Annotated in this window: 21 protein-coding genes; 2 read left to right on the forward strand and 19 right to left on the reverse strand. The window is 53.0% G+C overall.

Translation table 11 applies throughout. The features are described from left to right. Positions 1 to 22: 22 nt before the first annotated feature. The 16 genes from AC790_RS19515 to lrhA form a co-directional block, all read right to left on the reverse strand. Positions 23 to 475, reverse strand: a complete 453-nt coding sequence (locus AC790_RS19515) for a GNAT family N-acetyltransferase (protein ID WP_049852885.1) — start codon at positions 473 to 475, stop codon at positions 23 to 25. 113 nt (positions 476 to 588) lie between these two features. After that, positions 589 to 1,935, reverse strand: coding sequence for an HdeD family acid-resistance protein (locus AC790_RS19520; RefSeq protein WP_049852886.1), 1,347 nt, complete (start codon positions 1,933 to 1,935; stop codon positions 589 to 591). Between the two features lie 119 nt (positions 1,936 to 2,054). After that, the gene (gene nuoN, locus AC790_RS19525) at positions 2,055 to 3,512 is read right to left on the reverse strand and encodes an NADH-quinone oxidoreductase subunit NuoN (protein ID WP_007889340.1); all 1,458 of its coding nucleotides are present in this window, start codon (positions 3,510 to 3,512) and stop codon (positions 2,055 to 2,057) included. 6 nt (positions 3,513 to 3,518) lie between these two features. Beyond that, positions 3,519 to 5,039 (reverse strand): NADH-quinone oxidoreductase subunit M, encoded by a 1,521-nt coding sequence (nuoM, locus tag AC790_RS19530; RefSeq protein ID WP_036620887.1) that lies wholly within the window; start codon positions 5,037 to 5,039, stop codon positions 3,519 to 3,521. Positions 5,040 to 5,251: 212 nt separating this feature from the next. Then, positions 5,252 to 7,087 (reverse strand): NADH-quinone oxidoreductase subunit L, encoded by a 1,836-nt coding sequence (gene nuoL, locus AC790_RS19535; protein ID WP_049852887.1) that lies wholly within the window; start codon positions 7,085 to 7,087, stop codon positions 5,252 to 5,254. Beyond that, positions 7,084 to 7,386, reverse strand: coding sequence for an NADH-quinone oxidoreductase subunit NuoK (nuoK, locus tag AC790_RS19540; protein WP_007889334.1), 303 nt, complete (start codon positions 7,384 to 7,386; stop codon positions 7,084 to 7,086). The genes nuoL and nuoK overlap by 4 nt, the downstream gene beginning before the upstream one ends. After that, positions 7,383 to 7,934 (reverse strand): NADH-quinone oxidoreductase subunit J, encoded by a 552-nt coding sequence (gene nuoJ / locus AC790_RS19545; RefSeq protein WP_007889333.1) that lies wholly within the window; start codon positions 7,932 to 7,934, stop codon positions 7,383 to 7,385. Before nuoJ ends, nuoK begins: the two co-directional genes overlap by 4 nt. Before the next feature lie 10 nt (positions 7,935 to 7,944). Then, the gene (gene nuoI / locus AC790_RS19550; protein WP_007889332.1) at positions 7,945 to 8,487 is read right to left on the reverse strand and encodes an NADH-quinone oxidoreductase subunit NuoI; all 543 of its coding nucleotides are present in this window, start codon (positions 8,485 to 8,487) and stop codon (positions 7,945 to 7,947) included. Between the two features lie 11 nt (positions 8,488 to 8,498). Then, a complete protein-coding gene (gene nuoH / locus AC790_RS19555) occupies positions 8,499 to 9,476 on the reverse strand; it encodes an NADH-quinone oxidoreductase subunit NuoH (RefSeq protein WP_007889331.1) in 978 nt (325 codons plus the stop codon). Then, positions 9,473 to 12,196 (reverse strand): NADH-quinone oxidoreductase subunit NuoG, encoded by a 2,724-nt coding sequence (gene nuoG, locus AC790_RS19560; protein ID WP_049852888.1) that lies wholly within the window; start codon positions 12,194 to 12,196, stop codon positions 9,473 to 9,475. The genes nuoH and nuoG overlap by 4 nt, the downstream gene beginning before the upstream one ends. Before the next feature lie 103 nt (positions 12,197 to 12,299). After that, positions 12,300 to 13,640 (reverse strand): NADH-quinone oxidoreductase subunit NuoF, encoded by a 1,341-nt coding sequence (nuoF, locus tag AC790_RS19565; protein WP_176519213.1) that lies wholly within the window; start codon positions 13,638 to 13,640, stop codon positions 12,300 to 12,302. Positions 13,641 to 13,642: 2 nt separating this feature from the next. Beyond that, entirely contained in the window at positions 13,643 to 14,158 is a 516-nt protein-coding gene (gene nuoE, locus AC790_RS19570; protein WP_007889323.1) for an NADH-quinone oxidoreductase subunit NuoE, read from the reverse strand. 2 nt (positions 14,159 to 14,160) lie between these two features. After that, complete coding sequence (gene nuoC / locus AC790_RS19575; RefSeq protein WP_007889320.1) at positions 14,161 to 15,960, reverse strand: NADH-quinone oxidoreductase subunit C/D; 1,800 nt, start codon at positions 15,958 to 15,960, stop codon at positions 14,161 to 14,163. A gap of 116 nt (positions 15,961 to 16,076) precedes the next feature. Continuing rightward, entirely contained in the window at positions 16,077 to 16,757 is a 681-nt protein-coding gene (locus tag AC790_RS19580) for an NADH-quinone oxidoreductase subunit B family protein (protein ID WP_049852889.1), read from the reverse strand. 15 nt (positions 16,758 to 16,772) lie between these two features. Continuing rightward, on the reverse strand, positions 16,773 to 17,216 hold the full coding sequence (locus tag AC790_RS19585; protein ID WP_007889316.1) for an NADH-quinone oxidoreductase subunit A: 444 nt from the start codon (positions 17,214 to 17,216) through the stop codon (positions 16,773 to 16,775). A gap of 660 nt (positions 17,217 to 17,876) precedes the next feature. Continuing rightward, positions 17,877 to 18,800 carry a transcriptional regulator LrhA gene (gene lrhA / locus AC790_RS19590; protein ID WP_007889314.1) on the reverse strand — a complete coding sequence of 308 codons (924 nt, stop codon included), beginning with the start codon at positions 18,798 to 18,800 and terminating at the stop codon, positions 17,877 to 17,879. A 970-nt stretch (positions 18,801 to 19,770) separates the two neighbouring features. Between lrhA and AC790_RS19595 the strand changes: the two genes are divergently transcribed. Next, complete coding sequence (locus AC790_RS19595; protein ID WP_036620879.1) at positions 19,771 to 20,988, forward strand: pyridoxal phosphate-dependent aminotransferase; 1,218 nt, start codon at positions 19,771 to 19,773, stop codon at positions 20,986 to 20,988. A 129-nt stretch (positions 20,989 to 21,117) separates the two neighbouring features. Continuing rightward, positions 21,118 to 21,717 carry a 5'-deoxynucleotidase gene (gene yfbR, locus AC790_RS19600; RefSeq protein WP_007889310.1) on the forward strand — a complete coding sequence of 200 codons (600 nt, stop codon included), beginning with the start codon at positions 21,118 to 21,120 and terminating at the stop codon, positions 21,715 to 21,717. A gap of 26 nt (positions 21,718 to 21,743) precedes the next feature. Here the strand turns inward: yfbR and AC790_RS19605 are convergent, their stop codons facing one another. The 3 genes from AC790_RS19605 to yfbV all read right to left on the reverse strand — a co-directional run bounded on the left by AC790_RS19605 (position 21,744) and on the right by yfbV (position 23,516). Further along, positions 21,744 to 22,403 (reverse strand): sugar phosphatase, encoded by a 660-nt coding sequence (locus AC790_RS19605; protein ID WP_049852890.1) that lies wholly within the window; start codon positions 22,401 to 22,403, stop codon positions 21,744 to 21,746. Between the two features lie 14 nt (positions 22,404 to 22,417). Continuing rightward, positions 22,418 to 22,912, reverse strand: a complete 495-nt coding sequence (locus tag AC790_RS19610; protein WP_049852891.1) for a YfbU family protein — start codon at positions 22,910 to 22,912, stop codon at positions 22,418 to 22,420. A 151-nt stretch (positions 22,913 to 23,063) separates the two neighbouring features. After that, positions 23,064 to 23,516: a terminus macrodomain insulation protein YfbV gene (gene yfbV / locus AC790_RS19615; protein WP_007889303.1), complete on the reverse strand. Its 453-nt coding sequence runs from the start codon at positions 23,514 to 23,516 to the stop codon at positions 23,064 to 23,066. Positions 23,517 to 23,611 lie beyond the last annotated feature (95 nt).

Raw genomic sequence — 23,611 nt, forward strand, 5'->3', positions numbered from 1 at the left:
CGGCGAGGAGCGATCCTCGCCGTTATGCTTTCTGCATGCCGATGTGCGGAATATCATCTTCCATGTACACTTCAGTTACCGCTTTAAAGCCCAACCGACCGTAAAAACCTTCCAGATGCGCCTGCGCTGAGAGATAAATCGCGCGCTGTGGCCAATTCTTTTCGCAGCTCTCCAGCGCCTTCTCCATCAAACGGTATCCCAGCTTTAAACCGCGAGCCTCTTCAGAGACGATGACGCGTCCTATCAGCACAGGCGCAGACTCTAACGCTGGCGTCAGTACGCGCGCATAGGCCAGCAGTTTGCCGTCGAGAAATCCGAGAATATGGCGGTTATCGGCAGCCAAATCCTGTCCATCAATATCCTGATAGGGACAGTTTTGCTCAACGATGAACACGTGATTGCGCAGCGCCAATAGGGTATAGAGTTGTTGTGCCGTCAGTTCACTGTGATGGCAATCAAGCCAAAGCATTTCCATGGTGCTTCCTTGTCTGAGCGAAAAAAGTGAATTCCGCCAGCGTATCACAGCAGCCTAAGTAAACGCAGTGCCTGCCGCGAGTTCGTACGACCAACGTGACGCACCCTGCACTGTTATTTCACAATGCTGCGTGATGGCGTCCGCTTTTGCTGCCAAAGCTCATGGCGCAATTTAACACCTTGCCATAACCGGAGCGGCCACAGCTGGCTCGACTGGGGTTCAATCACGCGTTTTAACAACCAGACATAATCCAGCGCCAATCCTGGCGTCCACGTCATCTCTTCTGCCCTGCCGCGAATGACGCCAAGTAACCAGAAATTCGGATCGATAAACAAGCGCAGACCGGCAAAAGGTTGCTGCGCCAGAATCCCTTCCATCGCCACATCCAACGCCTGAATCATGGTGGATGAACAGTTACGTGCCGTGAGGTTATAAGTGCTGTCAGTTCGATAGCTGCGCCAGTAATTTTCCAGCGCTACCCGATTGTAGCGTGGAAAAATGATCTGCTTATCAGGCGCACACCAATCCGCCACTTCCTCCGCCAGCGACGGCAAGAAGCGCCCGGCAACATCATTACTTTCCCCCGAACGGAGAATGGCGCGGAAATTCCCCGAATCGCGATCGATGTTGTCCAGTGGATAGTGACTGATATAGAGATCGCTGCCGACTTCGAGCGCCGCGTGCCCGGTCGACACCACGCCATTGTTATCGACCGCTGCAATATAGCGATTGATCAACGGATAGCGTTCGCGCACCACACAGGCGCCAACCGGCGTCCAGATATACACGGTCAACGGGGCCGCGGCCAACTCCGCCGGAAAGGGGGGATGCGCATAGCGGCTACTGTGCCAGCGGCGTAATCCTGCCGCCTTGAACAGCGGCAACGCGGTTACCGAGCTATTGTCGGTTAATAGATGCGCCTGACGCGCCATGAGGAGCAGATTGGTGCCGATACTCAGTAGCAACAGTGCGAAACAGAGCGGCACCGCAATGTGATGATGAAACGGCCAGTTGCTGATGATCACAATACTCAGACCGAGCTCGACGATGCCGGTGAAGCAGTGCTTGCGCCAACGTACGCCGCGTAATACCCACGCCGCCGAGATGCGAAACAGGCCATCGAACAGGAACATCATTCCAAATAACACCGCTGATACGTCGTTATTGTCTGCAGGAATATTGAATATCAGGAAGGCGATGAAGAGGAAACCCAGCGCTTTCAGCAGCGTTAACCAGTCAATGCGTAGCTCTTTGCTGATGGCGAAGAACAGTTGCACCGCACCTTCCACGACGAACAGGATGGCGAGCATATCCAGCGGTACCGACAACACGCCATCGCTGCCTATATCATAAAGAATCATTGCGGAGAGCAGGATTAACGCGATGCCACCCAGCGCGAGCCAATACCAGCGTCGACGCAATATCTGCGCGCCGGTAAGCAGGAAGATCAATTTGATCATGTCGCCTCTGCGGAGGAATTAACACTGCTTAAAAATTAGCAACGTCGGAAGGGATTGTCAGATTTCAGGCAAAAAAAATCAGGCCCGCAGGCCTGATTCAGTGATGACATGGGTTTGGCTTACATCAATGGCTGAGCCATCTGCACCAGCGTGATCAGCGGCTGTGGATAAACACCGAGCAGCAGTACCAGAATCGCAGAGATCAGCACCACAACACCACCCGCAGTAAACGCCCAGTTGGCTTGGGTGTCGCGGTTATGCAGTTCTGGCGGACTCAGATACAAGCTCACCGTTACGCGCAGATAGTAGTAAAGACCAATCGCACTACCGGCTACCACGGCACCACTCAACCACCACAGATGTGCGTTCACACTTGAAGCGATCACGTAGAATTTACCGATGAAGCCGAGCGTCATCGGGATACCCGCCAGTGACAACATCATCACCGTCATTACTGCTGACAGAATCGGACGATGCCAGAACAGGCCACGATAAGAGTAGAGCGTATCGGCATCCGGACCACGATATGGGCTCGACATCAGGCTAACCACACCGAACGCACCAAGGCTGCTGAACAGATAACCAGCCAGATAAACACCGGCGGTTTCCAGCGACAGTTGATGCGTTTTCACCGCAATCAGCGCTACCAGTAAATACCCCAGATGCGCAATGGAGGAGTAACCCAGCAGACGCTTGATGTTGCTCTGAGAAATCGCCATCAGGTTACCGAACAGAATCGACGCGAAGGCAATGATACCCAGCACGGTTCGAACGGCTTCGCTGTCAGTGACTGGCGCGTACATGAATAGACGCATAATCACGGCGAAAATCGCAATCTTACTGGCGGTGGCGAGGAAGGTTGAAACCGGCGCAGGCGCACCCTGATAAACGTCTGGCGTCCACAGATGGAACGGCACCAGCGACAGTTTAAAGCCCAGACCGATAATCATCATGCCCAGACCCAGCAGCAACAGCGGCTCCTGAATCATGCTATCGCTCAGGCTTTTGCCCAACTGCACAAAGCTCAGGCTACCGGAGTCTGCATAAATCAGGGCGATACCGAACAGCAGGAAGGATGACGCTGCAGCTGACAGAATGGTGTATTTCAGTGACGCTTCCAGCGAACGTTTCTGGCGGAAGGCGTAACCAATCAAACCAAACAGCGGCAGAGAGAGCAGTTCGATGCCGATGAACAACGCCGCCAGATGGTTAGCGCTCGCCAGCACAATACCACCGAGAGCCGCAATCAGCACCAGCAGATAGAACTCATCTTTGTTGTCTGGGAAACCGGCCAACCAGGGATAAGCAAAGGTGCAGGTGGCCAGGCTCGCTAACACCACCAGCGCGGTGTAGAACATCGAATAGCCATCAACACGCAGCAGCGGCGTGACATCCATCGCCCCCGCCTGGCCGACAAACCACAGAGAAAACAGCGCAATGTTAAGTCCGATCACGGTCAGCGTGGCATTAACAAAGTGATTGCGTCGCCACGCAATGGATAGCATCACCACCACCACCGTCAATCCGACGATCAACAGCGGCAGTAACGCGATCAGATGTTGAGGAGTTATTGTCATGGCGAATTACGGCCTTGTAGTTGAAATTGAAGCGGTAAACCACTGCTGAATATTGCTCATCGCAGCATGGGATGTGTCGAGGATTGGCTGCGGATAAATCCCCAGCAACACCAGCAACACCACCAATACGCCGATAGTCATGAACTCACGCGGTGACATGCCTGGCAGCGGATCTTTTGACTTCGCTTCGCCGAAGTAAGCGCGCTGCATCATGATCAGCGAGTAAACCGACGCAAACACCAGACCAAAAGTCGCAATGACGATAATCACCGGCACCACCTGGAAACTGCCGGTCAGAATCATAAATTCGCCGACAAAGTTACCGGTGCCCGGCATACCGAGGTTTGCAACCGCGAAGAACAGCGACAGACCCGGAATCCATTTAATCCGCGACCACAAACCGCCCATCTGACGCAGGTCGCGCGTATGCAGACGCTCATACAGCTGACCACACAGAATGAACAGTGCCGCCGCCGAAAGGCCGTGCGCAATCATCTGAATTACCGCGCCCTGGAAGGCCAGCTGGCTGCCGGTGTAGATGGCGATCAGCACGAAGCCCATGTGCGAAACGGAGGTGTAAGCAATCAGGCGTTTGATATCGGTTTGCGAGAAAGCCATCCACGCACCGTAGAAGATGCCGAGGATACCGAGCCACATCGCAATCGGAGCAAACTCCGCAGACGCATTTGGGAACAGCGGTAAGCTGAAGCGCAGCAGACCATAGGCCGCGGTTTTCAACAGAATACCGGCGAGGTCAACCGAACCCGCGGTAGGTGCCTGGCTGTGGGCGTCGGGCAACCAACCGTGCAGGGGCACCACCGGCATTTTCACCGCAAAGGCGATGAAGAAGCCCAGCATCAGCAGATACTCAACGGTGTGCGACATCGGGGTTTTCAGCAGCTCTTCATAGCTGAAGGTCCACACGCCGGTTGCGTTGTAGTGCACAAAGACCAGCGCCAGAATCGACACCAACATAATCAGACCGGAAGCCTGGGTATAGATGAAGAACTTGGTCGCCGCACTGATGCGCGTTTTACCGTCTGATGCTTTATGACCCCAAAGTGCGATGAGGAAGTACATCGGCACCAGCATCATTTCCCAGAAGAAGAAGAACAGGAACATGTCGATGGAGAGGAACACGCCAATCACACCACCAAGAATCCACATCAGGTTGAGGTGGAAGAAGCCCTGATACTTCTCAATTTCATTCCAGGAACATAGCACCGCCATCAGGCCGAGCAGACCGGTTAGCACCACCATCAGCAGCGACAGACCATCAATCGCCAGATGGAAGTTGATACCAAAACGCGGAATCCACGGTACCGAGAACGTCGATTGCCATTGCGGAATGCCCGCAGCCTGCGTCAGTGAATAGCCTCCCTGCAACCACAGTTGCAGGCCAAGCGCCAGCGTCAGGCCCATGGTGATCATGGCAATCCATCGCGGAACTTTTGCGCCAAGACGCTCCGCAAGCCAGCAGAGCAAGCCACCGACAAAAGGTATGATTATTAGCCAAGGTAATAACACGGCATACTTCCCTTTTTTCAGCCTGATTTCGAGCTATCTTACTTGCCATTTTCGTTCCCGGCAGTGCCCGCAATCCTCACGTACCTAAGTACGCTCCGGTTGCTGTGCGCTGGCGGTAACGAAACTGGCTGCGCCGATTACGCTTCGTCATTCAGGCAACTTTTACATTCGCTACTGGGGCGAGAAAATTTACCCGCCCCGCTCATCAATCTTTAAATCACCAGCAGCAGCGCCAGCACCACCACGGCGCCAACGCTCATCGAGGCCACGTACCAGCGCAGATAACCGTTCTCACTCACTACCAACCCTTTATTACCAATACGCGACAGCAGCGCCGGCAGGTTCATCAGTGAATTAAGCGGATCGCGCTTCAGCAGCCAGGCGATGCCGAGATAAGGTTTCACGAACACCTTGTCATACAGCCAATCGAAGCCCCAGGCCGCGAACCACCAGGTGCCGAAGAAACGACCCGGCGCGCTGTTGGCGATGCTGGTAACCAGCTGACGTTTACCCAGCCACAGCGCTGCAGCAATCAGGATTCCGACGATTGCCACTACGCCTGAGGTGATTTCCAGCATCACTTTGCCGCCTTCACCAAATTCGTTCTGCGGCAAGACGCCCGCCAGCGGGGGAGTAATCAGCGCACCAATAAAGGTGGAGAGCACCATCAGCACAATCAGCGGCAGATGATGAGTAATGCCTTTGCCAGCGTGAGCATGAATTTTTTCTTCACCGTGGAACACGATGAAGATCATGCGGAAGGTGTAGATTGAGGTGAGGAATGCACCCACCAGACCCGCAACCATCAGATTGATGTGACCATTCGCCAGCGCACCAAACAGGATTTCATCTTTACTGTAGAAACCTGCGGTAATCAGCGGCAGTGCCGCTAGCGCAGCACCACCCACCAGGAAGCAGACATAAACCAGTGGGATGCTCTTACGCAGGCCGCCCATCTTGAAGATGTTTTGCTCATGATGGCAGGCAAGAATGACCGAGCCTGAAGAGAGGAACAGCAAGGCTTTAAAGAATGCATGCGTCATCAGATGGAAAATCGCCGCGTCCCATGCCTGCACGCCAAGCGCGAGGAACATGTAGCCGATCTGACTCATGGTGGAGTAAGCCAGCACGCGTTTGATGTCGGTTTGCACCAGCGCAGCAAAACCTGCCAGCACCAAGGTAATCGCACCAATGATCCCGACCAGATGCAACACTTCCGGCGTTAACAGGAACAGACCGTGGGTACGTGCAATCAGGTAGACACCGGCGGTTACCATGGTGGCGGCGTGAATCAGTGCCGAAACCGGGGTTGGACCCGCCATCGCATCCGCCAGCCAGGTTTGTAACGGCAGCTGTGCAGATTTACCCACCGCGCCACCCAACAGCATCAGGGTTGCCCACTGCAGCATATGGTTGTCAGCAGCGAAGTGCGCTGGTGCCAGCTCAACCAGTTCGCGGAAGTTCAGCGTACCCAGTTCGTTGTAAAGGATGAACAAGGCGAAAGCGAGGAACACATCACCGACACGGGTGATGATAAAGGCTTTCATCGCCGCTTTGCCGTTCTCTGGATTGCTGTAGTAGAAGCCAATCAGCAGATAAGAACACAGGCCCACACCTTCCCAACCGAGATACATCAGCATCAGGTTATCGGCCAGTACTAACACCACCATGCTCGCGATAAACAGGTTGGTGTAAGCGAAGAAGCGCGAATAACCTTCTTCACCACGCATGTACCATGAAGCGAACATGTGGATGAAGAATCCGACACCGGTAACGACTGACAGCATGGTCAGCGATAAGCCGTCCAGCACCAGATTTACTTTGATGTCAAAATTGCCAACGTGAATCCAGGTCCACAGCGCTTGTGTAAACGGCTGCTGTCCCTGATTGAAGAAGTCAAAACCGGCATAAATAGTGGTCAATGCTGCCAGACCAACCGATCCCATTCCGATTGCAGCCGACAGGTTCTCCGACCAGCGACCGCGTGAAAACGCTAATAGCAGAAAGCCAATCAGCGGAAATAATACGGTTAAATAGAGAAGATTCATCCGCGCATCTCGCTCACTGTGTCAATGTTCAGCGTCTGACGACGACGATAAAGCTGGAGCAACAGCGCCAGACCAATACTCGCTTCCGCCGCCGCAAGGCTGATTGCCAGAATGTACATCACCTGGCCGTCAGCTTGTCCCCAATAGCTGCCTGCAACCACCAGCGCTAACGCCGAGGCATTGATCATAATTTCCAGACCAATCAGCATAAACAGGATGTTACGACGCAGCACCACCGAGGTCAGGCCGAGAACAAACAGCACAGCGGCCAGCATTAGACCGTGTTGTAACGGGATCATGCGTGATCCTCCTTATTTGCTTGCGCATCCGCTTGACGATTGCTCAGCACTTCGCCGTGACGCTCTTCACGTCCAATATGGAAGGCCACTACCAGACCGGCGAGCAGCAGCATTGATGCCAGCTCAACAGCCAGAACATAAGGACCAAACAAGCTGATACCGACCGCTTTGGCGTCGATGACGGTGCCATCAATGCCCTGATCCTGTGCAGTGCTAATGGCATAAATCATTACCGCCAGCAGCAGTAATGAGACGATGCCCGGACCAATCCACAGTGAAGGCTTCAGCCACTCGCGCTCTTGATCCTGCTGGGTTTTGCCCAGGTTCAGCATCATCACTACGAAGACGAACAGCACCATGATAGCGCCGGCGTAAACGATGATTTCCAGGGCACCCGCAAAGTAGGCGCCCATTGAGAAGAACACGCCGGCAATCGACAGCAGCGAAACAATCAGGTACAGCAGCGCATGTACCGGATTGGTGTGAGTGATGACCCGCAACGTCGTCAACACCGCGACCAGTCCGCAAAGATAAAACGCAAATTCCATACCTGGCTCCTTAAGGTAACAACCCTTTGACGTCGATCGGCTTGGCTTCGTTTTCCGCTTCGCCCTTCTCTTTTCCGTCGATCGCCATACCAGCCATACGATAGAAGTTGTATTCCGGGTACTTACCCGGACCGGAAATCAGCAGGTCTTCCTTCTCATACACCAGATCCTGACGCTTAAACTCACCCAATTCAAAATCGGGCGTCAGCTGGATCGCGGTGGTTGGGCACGCTTCTTCGCACAGACCACAGAAGATGCAGCGTGAGAAGTTGATGCGGAAAAACTCTGGATACCAGCGTCCATCCTGCGTTTCAGCTTTCTGCAGCGAGATACAGCCGACAGGGCACGCTACCGCACACAAGTTACAGGCAACGCAGCGCTCTGCACCGTCCGGATCGCGCGTCAGCACAATACGTCCACGGTAACGCGGCGGCAGATAAACCGGCTCTTCCGGATACATTTGGGTTTCGCGCTTGGCGAAGGCATGCATGCCTATCATCCAGATACTGCGCACTGTCGTGCCGAAGCCAACGACAATATCTTTTAAAGTCATTTCATTGTCCCTTACTGCGCGGTGGACAGAATCACTGCGGCGGTCGCCAGCAGGTTCAACAGCGTCAACGGCAGACACACTTTCCAGCCGAACGACAGCACCTGGTCATAGCGTGGACGCGGCAGCGCAGCACGAATCAGGATAAACATCACCATAAAGAACGCTGTTTTCAGAGCGAACCAGATGAATGGTGGCAGGAACGGACCGTGCCAGCCACCGAAGAACAGCGTGACAATCAGCGCTGATACAGTGGTGATCGCCACGTATTCACCGACGAAGAACAGGCCGAATTTCATACCGGCATATTCAATGTGGTAACCATCCGCCAACTCCTGCTCCGCTTCTGGCTGGTCAAACGGGTGGCGGTGGCAGACCGCAACGCCGGCGATGCAGAAAGTGAGGAAGCCGAAGAACTGCGGAATGATGTTCCACAGATGCGCCTGACTTTCGACGATGGCATTCATATTGAATGAACCGGCTTGCGCCACTACACCCATCAGCGACAGACCAAGGAACACTTCGTAGCTCAGCGTCTGCGCCGAGGCACGCATCGCACCCAGCAGCGAGTATTTGTTATTACTCGACCAACCGGCGAACAGCACCGCATAGACCGCCAGACCCGCCATCATCAGGAAGAACAGCAAACCGATGTTCAGGTCAGTGACCATCCACGTTGGCGAAACCGGTACAATGGCAAAGGCCAGCAGCAGCGATACAAAGGCGATAACCGGTGCCAGAGTAAAGATGAAGCGGTCGGTAAACGGCGGAACCCAGTCCTCTTTAAAGAACATTTTGATCATATCTGCAGCCAGCTGCAGCGATCCGCCCCAACCTACACGGTTCGGACCGTAGCGGTTTTGCCACAAGCCGAGCAGACGACGCTCGGCGAAACTCATGAAAGCACCGCAACCCACCACTACCAACAGGATGACCAGCGCTTTGCCAATGTTGATCAGGATTTCAATAACGTCCGGTGTCAGCCAACTCATTGCGCGGCCTCCTGCAGTTTGTCAATTTGCGCACCTGAGAGGAACGGCGGCACACCTGGCATACCGAGCGGTAAACCCACCTGCCCCGCTTGCAGCGACGCAGAGAAACGTACCGGCAAACGTAACGTTTCTCCGGCACAGACCAGCTCGACAGAGGAACCGTTGTTAACGCCCAGTTTCTCAGCATCAGCCGGGTTAATCACCAGCGTGGCCGGTGACATGCGTTTCTGGAAGGTGGTTGAGCGCTGCGTCATCTCTTCACTGCCAAACAGCTGGTAGTAAGGAGCGACACGCCACTGGCTGCCCTCAACGAAGCTTTCCGGAATCGCAGTAAACCACGGCAGAGAGCGATCGCTGGCTTCAAACAGACGTACGCCTGGATCGCCATGACGCAATTTGCCGCCGACTTCCGCCTGGAACTTGTTCCATGCTTGCGGTGAGTTCCAGCCCGGCGCCCAGGCAAATGGAATCTGCGAACGAGGTGCGCTTGGTTGGTTGTTACCTTCCATCGAGAAGGCAAACATGGTGTCTTTATCCTGCGGCTGGCGCGGTTCATGCACGCTGATGTTGGCACGCATCGCGGTACGGCCACTGTTACGATGCGGGGAACGCGCCAGTTTTTGACCACGGATACGGAAGCTTGCGTCTGGCGCGGCATCTTTAATGCCTTTCAGCTGTGGCAGCGCCGCAACGGTGGCATCAATCACGTGATCGAGCTGTGTCCAGTCAATGTGACGGCTTTCAACCGCGCTGTGCAGCGAGCGCAACCAGCGCCAGCTTTCCAGCATCACGACGCTGTCATCGTAATAAGACGGATCGTAAACCTGGAAGAAGCGCTGAGCACGACCTTCATGGTTGATAGATGTACCATCGCTTTCGGCGAAGCTGGCGGTAGAGAGCACCAAACCGGCTTTTTCCAGCGTTGCGGTACGCTGATGATCAACCACAATCACGTTAGCGGTGGTATCTAGCGCCGCATCTACGTCGGCCTTTGGCGCATGACGATAGAGATCGTTTTCCAGCACCACCAGCGCATCGGCTTCGCCTTTGCTCAGCTGTTCCAGTGCGCTATCCAGCGACTGACCGCCCATCAGGCCCAGGCCGAAGCTGTTCGCCGCACCGGCTAGCAAAGTAATGCCGACATCGACTCCGCGCGCTTTCAAGGCTTTCGCCACGTTCGCGGCGGCTTCAATCATCGCGATGCTACCGGAATGCGTACCGGAGATGATCAGCGGTTTTTTCGCCCCCGCCAGCGCCTGAACCACGACATCTAATTTGCCGTTCAGTTTGCTGTCGAAACCGCTTACCGCTGGTGCGCTCTCATCCAACGCATTGGCGATGGCAAAGCCGAGACGCGCCTGATCTTCAACCGGTGCGCGATAGCTCCATGCCGCGATATCATCCAGTCGGGTTTCGTCAACGTTGGTCACGAACAGCGGATGTTTCGCATGCTGACCAATATTGAGGATTGCCGCGATTTGCCAGTCAGCCACTTTCTGTGCGGCTGCCATCTCACGTGCTTTACCTTTTACCGCCTGACGTACAGACAGCGCTACGCGCGCGCCAACCTGAGTCAAATCTTCACCCAGCACCAGCACCGCATCATAGCTTTCGATTTCGCGCAGTGATGGCGTGTAAACGCCGCCGTCCTGCAGCACTTTCAGCATCAGTTCCACGCGCGCCTGTTCACTTGCTGGCATACCGGTGGAGAAGTTTTCTGCGCCAACCAGCTCACGCAACGCGAAGTTGCTTTCAATGCTGGCGCGCGGAGAGCCGATACCGATCACTTTTTTCGCCCGACGCAGCACATCCGCCGCCGCATTCACCGCTTGTTCAGCATTCAGGCTGACCCAATCGTTACCGCGTTGCTGTACCGGATGACGTGGACGATCTTTGCGATTGACGTAGCCGTAACCAAAACGACCGCGATCGCAGAGAAAATAGTGGTTTACGCTGCCGTTGTAACGGTTTTCAATCCGACGCAATTCACCATAACGCTCGCCTGGGCTGGTGTTACAACCCACGCTGCACTGCTGACAGATGCTTGGCGCGAACTGCATATCCCATTTACGGTTATAGCGTTCAGAGTGCGTTTTATCGGTGAATACGCCGGTCGGACAGATTTCCACCAGGTTGCCGGAGAATTCGCTTTCCAGCGTGCCATCTTCCGGACGACCAAAGTAGACGTTGTCATGAGCGCCATAGACGCCGAGATCTTTGCCGTCAGCATAATCTTTGTAGTAACGCACGCAACGATAACAGGCGATGCAGCGGTTCATTTCGTGTGAAATGAACGGGCCGAGATCCTGATTCTGGTGGGTGCGCTTGGTGAAGCGGTAGCGACGGAAGCTGTGTCCGGTCATTACCGTCATATCTTGCAGATGGCAGTTACCGCCCTCTTCGCACACTGGACAGTCGTGCGGATGGTTGGTCATCAGCCATTCCACCACGCTTTCACGAAACTCTTTCGCTTCGCCATCGTCGATGGAAATAAAGGTGCCGTCTGACGCTGGCGTCATGCAGGACATGACGAGGCGACCGCGGGTATCTTCGGCATTCTGGAATTGCTTCACCGCGCACTGGCGGCAGGCCCCTACGCTTCCCAGCGCCGGATGCCAGCAAAAATAAGGAATATCAAGGCCCAGAGAAAGACATGCCTGTAGCAGGTTGTCCGCTCCGTTCACATCATATTCTTTACCGTCTACATGGATTGTAGCCATAGTGAACATGCTTCCGTAAGGCTCGCCCTAAGACGAGCGTTAAACATCTAATTCTTTCCTCACGCTATTACAGCGCGAGGCGAGTTCCGTGTACGGCGGCCGATTACCAGCGCGCTTTCAGCAGGTTCGGCTGAATACCACCGATGGCTCGGGTATTACCAAACACCTGCGGCGCAATGCCGGCTTCAAACTCTTCACGGAAATATTTAATCGCGCTCTGCAATGGCTCGACGGCACCCGGTGCGTGGGCACAGAAGGTTTTACCTGGGCCAAGCTGGCGGCAGAGTTGCTGCAGGGTTTCGATATCACCCGGCTGGCCTTTCTTCTGCTCCAGCGCACGCAGGATCTTCACGCTCCACGGCAATCCATCACGGCACGGCGTACACCAGCCGCAAGATTCACGCGCAAAGAACTCTTCCAGATTACGTACCAGCGAAACCATATTGATTTCGTGATCGACCGCCATCGCCAGCGCGGTACCTAAACGGCTGCCGGCTTTACCAATGCTGGCAAATTCCATTGGCAGATCGAGGTGCTGATCGGTAAGGAAGTCGGTTCCTGCGCCGCCGGGCTGCCAGGCTTTGAATTTCAAGCCATCGCGCATGCCGCCTGCGTAATCTTCCAGGATTTCACGTGCGGTCGTACCGAACGGCAGTTCCCAGACGCCGGGATTTTTCACGCGGCCTGAGAAGCCCATCATTTTGGTGCCGGTATCTTCACTGGTAGAGATGTTTTTGTACCAATCGACGCCGTTAAGGAAGATGGCCGGCACGTTCGACAACGTTTCCACGTTGTTGACGCAGGTTGGCTTGCCCCATACGCCAGCACTTGCCGGGAACGGTGGCTTAGAGCGCGGATTGGCGCGGCGACCTTCCAGCGAGTTGATCAGCGCCGTCTCTTCACCACAGATATAACGCCCTGCGCCGGTGTGAACGATCAGCTCGAAATCAAAACCGGTGCCGAGAATATTTTTACCGAGATAGCCCGCTTCGGTGGCTTCAGCAATCGCGCGACGCAGATTGACTGCCGCTTCGATGTATTCACCGCGTAAGAAGATGTAGCCACGATAGGCTTTCAGCGCGAACGCGCTGATCAACATGCCTTCCACCAATTGGTGCGGCAGTTGCTCCATCAGCAAGCGGTCTTTATAGGTGCCCGGCTCCATTTCATCGGCGTTACACAGCAGGTAACGGATGTTCATGGATTCGTCTTTCGGCATCAGGCTCCACTTCAGGCCGGTATTAAAGCCGGCGCCACCGCGGCCTTTCAGGCCAGAGTCTTTTACCGCCGCGACAATTTCGTCCTGACTGAAATCTTTCAGCGCTTTTTCAGCACCGACGTAACCGTTTTTACTGCGGTATTCATCAATCCAAATTGGCTGCTTGTCGTCGCGCAGACGCCAGGTCAGTGGATGCGTTTCGGCAGTACGAATGATCTGTTTAATGGTCATTGATACTGCTCCAGCAAGTTGGCGATGCCTTCAGGCGTCAGATGAACATGCGTATCTTCGTCCACCATCATGGTTGGCCCTTTATCGCAATTACCGAGGCAGCAGGTAGGCAAGAGCGTAAAGCGACCATCCGCCGTGGTTTGACCAGGCTTAATATTCAGCTTCTGCTCAAGCGCGTCCTGAATGCCCTGATACCCGGTGATATGGCACACTACGCTGTCGCAGTAGCGAATCACGTGACGGCCAACCGGCGTGCGGTAGATCTGGCTATAGAAAGTGGCAACACCTTCCACATCACTGGCGGGAATTCCGAGTACTTCTGCGATAGCGTTAATCGCGCCATCCGGCACCCAACCGCGCTGTTTCTGCACGATCTTCAACGCTTCAATCGAAGCCGCACGCGCATCTTCGTAATGGTGTTTTTCGTGCTCGATAGCGTGGTGCTCGGCCTCACTCAGCACGAAGACCTCAGTCGGGTCGATGGTGTGAATAGCAATCTTTTGATCGTGCATAATTAGCGGTCCACGTCTGACATAACAAAATCGATACTACCGAGGTAAACGATCAAGTCGGATACCAGGCTGCCGCGGATCACCGATGGGATCTGCTGCAGGTGCGGGAAGCTCGGCGTACGCACGCGGGTGCGATAGCTCATGGTGCTACCATCGCTGGTCAGGTAGTAACTGTTGATCCCTTTGGTCGCCTCAATCATCTGGAAGGATTCGTTGGCCGGCATCACCGGGCCCCACGAAACCTGCAGGAAGTGGGTGATCAGGGTTTCAATGTGCTGCAGCGTGCGCTCTTTCGGTGGCGGTGTGGTCAGCGGATGATCCGCTTTGAACGGGCCTTCAGGCATGTTGTTCAAACACTGTTCCAGGATACGCAGTGACTGCCACATCTCTTCCATTTTCAGCTGAACGCGGGTGTACGCATCACTGATGCCTGCGCCAACGGGAATTTCGAAATCGAAGTTTTCGTAGCCTGAATACGGACGCCATTTACGCACGTCAAAATCCAAACCGGTAGCGCGCAGACCGGCACCGGTGGTGCCCCATGCCAGCGCTTCATCCATGTTGTACGCCGCAACGCCCTGCGAACGGCCCATCAACACGGTATTGCGCAGCGCAGCTTTGTCGTACTCTTTCAGACGTTTCGGCATCCAGTCGAGGAAGTCGCGCAACAGGCGCTCCCAGCCTTTCGGCAGATCATGCGCGACGCCGCCAATACGGAACCACGCTGGGTGCATACGGAAACCGGTGATCGCTTCAACCACGTCATAGATTTTCTGACGATCGGTGAAGGCGAAGAACACTGGCGTCATGGCGCCGACGTCCTGAATAAAGGTGGAGATATAGAGCAGATGGCTGTTGATGCGGAACAGCTCGGACAGCATCACGCGAATCACATTGACGCGATCCGGTACGGTGATGCCCGCCAGTTTTTCTACTGCCAGCACATACGGCATTTCGTTGACACAGCCGCCGAGATACTCGATACGGTCGGTGTAAGGAATGTAACTGTGCCAGGATTGGCGCTCGCCCATCTTTTCAGCGCCACGATGGTGGTAGCCAACATCGGGAACGCAATCGACAATCTCTTCACCATCGAGTTGCAGAATGATGCGGAAGGCACCGTGCGCAGACGGGTGGTTTGGGCCGAGGTTGAGGAACATGAAGTCCTCGTTGGTGGTGCTACGCTTCATGCCCCAATCTTCAGGCTTGAAGGTCAGCGCCTCCATCTCCAGATCTTCTTTCTGTTTGGTCAGTTCGAAGGGATCGAACTCGGTGGCACGCGCCGGATAATCTTTACGCAGCGGATGGCCTTCCCAGGTCTGCGGCATCATGATGCGCGTCAGGTGCGGGTGACCATTGAAGGTAATGCCGAACATCTCCCATGTTTCTCGCTCATACCAGTTGGCGTTGGCGAAAATTTTGGTGATGGTTGGCACATTCAGATCGTTTTCAGACAGCGCCACCTTGAGCATGATGTCGCGGTTGCGTTCAATCGACAGCAGGTGATAGAAAACGGAAAAATCCGCGGCGGGCAATCCGGCGCGGTTAGTGCGTAAACGTTCATCAAAACCATGTAAGTCATAGAGCATGACATACGGCTTTGGCAGCTTGCGCAGGAATTCAACGATTTCCAATAGCTGTTCACGCTTCACCCAAACTACCGGAATGCCGGTGCGGGTGGCCTGAACGGTAAAGGCATCCGGCCCAAAACGGTTACGCAGCTCGCCGACCACTGGATCATCCAGATGATCGCGGGTTTGCCATGAAGGCTGTGCGAGATCTTGCGTGGTTAAATCAGTCATACGTTACTCACCATTCCGGCCTGTAATCAGGCGCTCAAAAGAAGGCGTCAGGATGGCGGCGCACATTAAATTGTGATGTTCTGCTGCGGCCGTGGCTCCATCCGTGAACGGGAAGCTTAAACTTCGTCTGGCGTTCTCAGGTTGGTGACGGCAATACGCTCACCACGTTTCCTTTCACGCTCTGGCTGCATATTGGCGCGGTAAACACCTTGATCGCCAACCACCCACGACAGTGGACGACGCTCTTTACCAATCGACTCACGCAGCAGCAACAGCGCTTGCATATACGCTTCAGGACGCGGTGGGCAGCCTGGGATGTACACATCCACCGGCAGGAATTTGTCTACGCCCTGCACTACCGAGTAGATGTCGTACATACCACCGGAGTTAGCGCACGCGCCCATGGAGATCACCCATTTCGGCTCCAGCATTTGGTCATACAAACGCTGAATAACCGGCGCCATTTTGGTAAATGGCGTTCCGGCAATCACCATGAAGTCAGCCTGACGTGGTGAGGCGCGCATAACTTCCGCACCAAAACGTGCCACATCATGCACCGCAGTGAATGACGTGGTCATCTCCACGTAGCAGCAGGAGAGACCGAAGTTATATGGCCACAGAGAGTTTTTACGTCCCCAGTTCACCATGTCATGCAGAGCGTGTTCGAGCTTGCCCATATAGACGCTGCGGTGAACGTGCTGCTCCAGCGGATCGGTAACAATTTCCTGTTTCTGTAGAGGATAACGATCGTTATCGCCGCTCCCGTTCGGGTCTACGCGTGTCAGCGTGTAGTCCATCTTATTGCCTCTCTTTTACTGCTTATGAGGGTTGGTGTGGCTGTGACTGACCGGGACAGATTTGACTACTACGCGACGACGCGCAGGAGCCCAATCCAGCGCACCGATGCGCACCAGATAAACCAGGCCTGCCAAGAGCACCAAAATGAAAATTGCGGCTTCGACAAAGCCGACCCAACCGCTTTCGCGGATAGAAGTCGACCATGCGTATAAATAGAGGGCTTCGACGTCGAAGATGACGAAGAACATCGCAACCAAATAGAATTTTGCAGAGAGGCGAATATGAGTGTCACCGACCGACTCAATACCCGATTCGAACGGGGTGTCTTTGTGTCGCGCACGCGCACGTCCACCCAACAACCAGCCACCGGTCAACATGAAGGCACACAGGCCAAATGCGATAACGATAAAAACAATAAATGCCCAGTGATGAGCGATCACTTCTGTAGTTGTCGACATACTCTTTGCTTACTCATCAAAAGTGGTGATGGCATCCTGCACTGTTGCAGCAAACACACCACATCGATTCAAGGGAAGGATAAAAAACCTTATAAAGTTTGCTGTCATTAGCAATAAAGCAGCAATTTTATAGGGGTTTTTACTCCTTTCTATAACCTTTTGTCAACTTTGACAAAAGTATCCAAACATTATTTTACAGCTGCAGCATATTATTAACATTCACCTCTGCGATCGCCAGCTAAATCGCTTCAGTTTGTGAGGTTAATTTTAGTGTAGCGGGTATTCACATGCATGGATCGTGCATTTAACAATCATATTTTGACAGGTCTTGTCGAAGATTCCCCCCCCTTATCAGGGGTATTTTTTTGATCCAAAGCACATAAATGGGTTTTATGATGCAAAAACCAGCGTTACAGGCGGGCAAATGCCCTGGGAAAGAGGGCACGAATTGATAAAATCATTCCATCCTGAAGAAGAATGGAACGCATTCCATATTTTAAGATGATGGGGAAATCTTCGGCAGGAAAATTGGTCAAAAAAGGTCAACAAACGGGCATTAAAAAAGCCTTAGCGGGTAATTAATTCGCTAAGGCTCATTTATCTAAGTTTTAACAATTAACCGGTATTCCATTTAGGAGGAATTATCAGTTACTGCAGTACTTACTCTTCATCATCCAACAACAACGTACCGTCTGGATTAGCACTCAAATTGTACGGATCGTTGGTGGACTGCATGGCATTGAAAATAGCCAGCGCCAGTTCGTTATCGCTGTCTGGATTACGGCACAGCAAATACTGGGTATCAGGCAGCACTGGTAAACCTTCCGCCGCTCCCATCACTCGCAGCTCTGGGCTCATCATTTCAACTGGACGCGCTGTCACACCCAAACCGGCCTTAACAGCTGCACGTACCGCAGCTAACGTAGACGCGACATACGAGATGCGCCACGGAATTCCAGCTTCGTTGAGGTGATCAATCGCCATATCGCGATAAGGGCTTGGCTCATCCAACAGAACTAAAGGAATGGCTTCACCGCGCTGGAAGATATAATCCGCCGCGCAGTACCACAACGTGGGTGAAGTTCGCAGTACCTGATGGGTAAAATTGCCTGGGCTGGACGTGGTCACAACCAGATCAACTTCACCTTGGTTTAGCATTTCCATCATGAACGGGTTGCGTTTGACACGAACATCAATGGCCAGCTTCGGATAAACCGACGTTACGCGATTAAGCAGGAACGGCAGAATGGTATCTGAGGTATCATCTGAAGCGCCAATGGTCAGAACGCCCTGGATGTTGCTGTACATTAAAGAGGTGCAAGCTTCGTCGTTAAAACGAAGGATTTTCCTGGCGTAACCCAGCAGTTGAATGCCATGCTCCGTCAGCAATTTATTACGTCCATGTCTGGCAAACAGCTCTTTACCTACCAATTGTTCCAGACGTTGCATCTGCTGGCTCACTGCTGACTGCGTTCTGCATACCGCGGCAGCGGCCGCTGCAAAAGTATTCAGATCGGCAACGGCAACAAATGTACGCAGCAGATCGAGGTCGAGATTCAGTATCGGACGATTTGCATTAGTCATGTTTTTTTCTTCACTTATAAGATTTTTTAAAACTACTACCCTGGTGTATTACCCGACTTATCAAGGAGATAAGAGGCAATGGTGCTTAATGACAGCCCTGTGTTGAGGCTGCCACGAAAAAATTTTGTTATGCGGATGCCGACGATCGCACCACTCTGAGATCAGAGCAGCGTCGTCATTATAGACAGCAGAACTTCTGGGCCGGAAACGTATGTCGTACAGGTGCTGGAAGCTGCGTAGTTGTCTATGTATCCCGCGTAAAGTCCCTGCGGGTAAAAAAGAAATAACATCATGTTAAGCAGATGCGAAGCGATAAAGTGCATCAAATAATAAATTATACTTAATCATTTTTACGCTATAAATGGAAATGTTTTTGTTCAAAACATTGCAATTTTTGACCAAAAGCCTTTTCGCACACATCCTGCCATAACGCTGCTCTTATTTTAAGCCCCCCAGGTTCTGAATCTTAAACACTTGCGTTAAAGTTACAGCACAAATGCTATTTTACCCGTGTTTTACACCACATTTGTCTCATTGCTGGAGCTTAATCCTATCCCTGAAAACTGAATGAGAATGAACTGCATTTTGTAACACCAGTTAGAGCTTAACCATTAACCGACGTTTTTTCGCCATCTAACAAGAATCACTTAACTATTTCATTAGGTCGCTAATGTTTTTATAAGCCAATTGTGACTGAAAAATTTCTGAATAGTCCGCGATGCCGATGGAAGAAGGCATTTACACGTCTGCCATAGCTAAGCAGTGTTTAATCTTACCAATTCCTGCATCCCTGAATTAATGAACCAGATTAATAGAATTCCAATGACTTTTACGCCATGCGGCGCGGGAAAAAATGGCAAATGCGCCAAAACCAAGCGCTGCCCTTCTTTTGTTAAGGTGAGAAGAGTAAATTGGGCAAGTTTGATTTTTGGTGGCAGGTTAAAGGACTCTGCCCTTAAAGGCGGTAATGATGAATTTTCAAATTGATAAATCCGGCAAGCTGGAAAATGTCTGTTATGACATCCGTGGTCCGGTACTGAAAGAGGCTAAACGTCTCGAAGAAGAAGGCAACAAAGTTCTCAAACTGAACATCGGTAACCCCGCCCCGTTTGGTTTTGAAGCGCCTGATGAAATTTTGGTGGATGTCATTCGTAATCTGCCGAGCTCGCAAGGTTACTGCGACTCAAAAGGTCTGTATTCGGCGCGTAAAGCGATCATGCAACACTATCAGGCGCGCGATATGCGCGACGTTACTGTCGAAGACATTTATATCGGTAACGGTGTATCGGAACTGATTGTGCAAGCCATGCAGGCATTGCTTAACAGTGGCGACGAAATGTTAGTGCCCGCACCCGACTATCCGCTGTGGACGGCTGCAGTTTCGCTGTCGAGCGGTAAAGCGGTGCATTACCTGTGTGATGAATCGGCTGGCTGGTTCCCAGACCTGGATGATATTCGCAGCAAGATTACGCCGCGCACGCGTGGCATTGTCATCATCAATCCCAATAATCCGACCGGCGCGGTTTATAGCAAAGAGCTATTGCTGGAGGTTGTTGAGATTGCACGCCAGCACAACCTGATTATTTTCGCCGACGAAATCTACGACAAAATTTTGTACGACGAAGCTCAACATCATTCGATTGCAGCACTGGCGCCAGACTTGCTGACCGTAACGTTTAACGGCTTGTCCAAAACCTATCGCGTGGCGGGTTTCCGTCAGGGCTGGATGGTATTGAATGGGCCGAAGAAACATGCCAAAGGTTATATTGAAGGGCTGGAAATGCTGGCCTCGATGCGTCTGTGTGCCAACGTTCCGGCACAGCACGCAATTCAAACGGCGCTCGGCGGCTATCAGAGCATCAGCGAATTCATCGCCCCAGGCGGTCGTTTGTATGAGCAGCGTCAGCGAGCGTGGGAGTTAATCAACGATATTCCAGGCGTCAGCTGCGTTAAACCGCAGGGAGCGCTGTACATGTTCCCGCGTATTGATGCCAAGAAATTCAACATCTTCGACGATCAAAAGATGGTACTGGATTTCCTGTTGCAAGAGAAAGTGCTGCTGGTTCAGGGCACCGCTTTCAACTGGCCGTGGCCGGATCACGTGCGCATTGTTACGCTGCCGCGCGTGGACGATTTGGAGATGGCCGTAAGTAAGTTTGGTCGCTTCCTGCAAGGGTATCGCCAGTAATCGGTGACACGTCTGTATCCGTGGATATTCAAGTCCTCTCATGGGGACTTGAATTATTTAGGGTATAGTGATCGTATTTCGGGGAGAGCGTTCGCTTCGCTCTCCCCGCCATGCGAACAGGAACCGTCCATGACTCGTAGCCATTTTTTTGCCCATCTCTCTCGCCTCAAACTGATCAATCGCTGGCCGCTGATGCGCAATGTGCGCACCGAAAACGTCTCCGAACATAGCTTGCAGGTGGCGATGGTCGCTCATGCACTCGCCATCATTAAAAACAAAAAGTTTAACGGCAACCTTAATGCTGAGCGTATCGCGATGCTGGCGCTGTATCATGATGCCAGCGAGGTGCTTACCGGTGATTTACCTACGCCAGTGAAGTATTACAACGCGCAGATCGCGCACGAATACAAAAAAATTGAGAAGATCGCCCAGCAGAAGCTAATAGATATGTTGCCAGCTGAACTACAGGACGCCTATCGCCCGTTGATCGATGAACACTTGCATACTGAAAGTGAGCAATCGGTGGTGAAGCAAGCGGATGCACTTTGCGCCTACGTAAAATGTCTGGAAGAGTTGTCGGCGGGCAATAACGAGTTTCTGCTGGCGAAAGCGCGCCTGGAAAAAACGCTCTCACAGCGTCGTTCGCCGGAGATGGACTATTTCGTTGAGGTGTTTATCCCCAGCTTTAGCCTGTCATTGGATGAGATTTCGCAAGATACCCCATTATAAAAAACGGGCCGTTCAGGCCCGTTTCATTATGCATTAACTGAGAGCGTAAACTCGCCGCTACTCTCTTTCGTCACCTTTACAGGTTCCAGCGTCGTAACGCGAAACGCCACGTCGTTGAGACGCGGCGAATCTGCTGGTGCATTCACAGCAACGACCGCGCTGCCCGCCTCTAAACCTGAAATGATGCCCGCTGGCGCATCCTCAACTACAACGCAGTGTGTCGCCGAAAGCCCTAAACGTTCCGCGCCCAGCAAATAAGGCTCTGGATTCGGCTTGCCATGCTTAATATTCTCAGCAGTGATAAAGACTTCTGGCATCGGTAGATTTGCCGCTTTATGGCGCGCGTGCGCTACCGGAATCGAACCGGACGTCACAATTGCCCAGGGAATCTGTAACTCGTTCAGCGTAGCGAGTAACGCTAACGCACCCGGAATGGCTTGCACCCCTTGCGTATCCTCAGCCTCTAAGCGTTCAAGCCAGAGGAACTCCGCCTGGATTGCCTCTTCCGATTGTCCCGCCATGAAATGGCGCAGCGAATTGATAGCAGGCTTTCCATGTATGTAGCTCAGGACCTCATCCGCCGATAAGCCGTGGCGCTCGCCCCACAGTGACCATGCGCGAATGACTGCAGGCAGTGAATCCACCAGCGTGCCGTCTAAATCAAACAGAAAACCCCTGTACTTCACACATCGCTCCTTATTCAGGCATTGATAATCTGCGCGATCTCATTCGCGCTGAGATGATACTGACGTGGACAAGTTTGCCACACCGTTAGCATGCGTTGGTATTTTTCCCACATCGGTGTTTGCGCATTGAAACCGTGCGTGCCGGAATCAAAGTGGGTGTAGCGTCCCTCAATGTTCACCATAAACCGTACATAACCGAGGTAACGCGCTTCCGTGGCGGCATCAAATCCAAGAAACGCCAGGCGACGCTCGTCAATAGAACTGCCATCTTTCAGGTTCGACCAGGAAACATGCAGCGCATGGTGCATTTCCATAATATCGATGAGCTGGCGACAAGTGGCTTCCGTTAACTCGCCGAACTCCTTGTCCAGTTCGCGTAACTGCAGGCCGTAGCCGCGCTCAATAATGGTTTGATAGCGGCGATAGCGCTCGGCGTTATCGGGCTCGAGCATTGCCATCATTTTATATTGGTTGGAAAGGATGAGTCGTTGCGCGTGGGTCATTTCCATAGTTTGCTCCCGGGCCGGTAAGGCCGCTTAAGATTTAAACAATGAAGAAATGATTACACAAGGAGAGTGATGCGTGTGTGTCCGCATCACTTTTCTTTGATTTGAACCGGGATTTGGCTCAAATTCTCTGCCCGGTAAAAGCGTCAGCAGATCAAAGATCGTCGAGGAAAGTGCGATCAAGCTGTTTAAAAGCGCGCTTTAATACGTCAGCGAGCGATTGGTAAGTCGGCTTACCGTCCACAGGCGCAATCGCCTGACCCGCTTCTTCCAGCTTAGTGCGCACCTCATGAAACCACTGCAGCAGGGTTGGCGGCAAAGGCGTCACAGAGCGTTTACCCAACCACCACAAACCTTGCATCGGCAGGCTACAGGCAAAAAGCGCCGTTGCAATCGCTGGGCCGAGCTGTCCACCAAGGGCGATTTGCCACGTCAGCGTGAAAATTGCCAGCGGCGGCATGAATCGGATAGCAAAGCGGGTGGTATTCACAACACGATTCTCGGGAAACACCGGCGCCAGGCGTTTATCGGCAGGCCAGGTCTTCATGTATCGCTGTCCGCGCTGGAACAAGCTGAACCAGCCGGGATTGTCTGTCTCATTCGCCATGATAGACCTCAACAAAATCTGCAATATTTAAAATAAACCGATAACTACACAACTTTACGTGACATCCTTCAAAAGTTTTTGTCTTTGTGGGTGAC

Source organism: Pantoea sp. RIT-PI-b (assembly GCF_001187905.1).
GTDB classification, from domain to species: domain Bacteria; phylum Pseudomonadota; class Gammaproteobacteria; order Enterobacterales; family Enterobacteriaceae; genus Pantoea; species Pantoea nemavictus.